The 631-nt window shown below is 66.9% G+C and carries 1 protein-coding gene; it reads right to left on the bottom strand.

Annotated features, from left to right (window positions below):
- Positions 1-11 precede the first annotated feature (11 nt).
- Positions 12-631 (bottom strand): IS5 family transposase (locus tag E1181_RS31160; protein WP_132679979.1); only part of this gene is annotated, 620 nt, incomplete at its 5' end.

Genomic DNA, 631 nt, shown 5'->3' on the forward strand with positions numbered 1-631 from the left:
CTAGGAGCTGTTTAGGAACCGATCTTGGTGAGGCTGCGGAGCCAGATGTCGATGGTGGCGACGTGCACGGTGGCTTCGTAGCGGAGGGCGAGTTTGTCGTACCGGCAGGCCACGGCACGGTGGTGTTTGAGCTGGTTGATACCGCATTCCACAGCGTGGCGCCGCCGGTATGCCTCGGGATCGAAGACCGGTGGGCGGCCCCCGGCCGAGCCTCTGGCGCGGCGGTGGGCGGCTTGATCTTTCGGGGTCGGGATGGTGGCCGGGATCGCTCGTCGCCGCAGGTAGGAACGGTTGGATCGTGATGAGTAGGCCTTGTCAGCCAGCACGCGATCCGGGTGCCGACGCGGACGGCCCCGCCCGGGGCGCGGCACCCGGATGGCCTCCAGCACACCGATCATCTGCGGGCTGTCACCGCGTTGGCCGGCCGTGATCAGCAACGACAACGGTTTACGTCCCTGTTCGCAGGCCAGATGAATCTTCGTGGTGAATCCGCCCCGGGACCGACCCAACGCGTGATCGGCTGGTTCATCACCGGGTGGTTCGACCTGCGCTTGAGGGCGACGGCGCGCTCCAGCGGCGTGCTGATGGGCCCGGTTGATCGTGGAATCCACCGACACCTGCCAGTCGACGA

It is taken from the genome of Saccharopolyspora terrae, assembly GCF_004348435.1.
GTDB classification, from domain to species: domain Bacteria; phylum Actinomycetota; class Actinomycetes; order Mycobacteriales; family Pseudonocardiaceae; genus Saccharopolyspora; species Saccharopolyspora endophytica.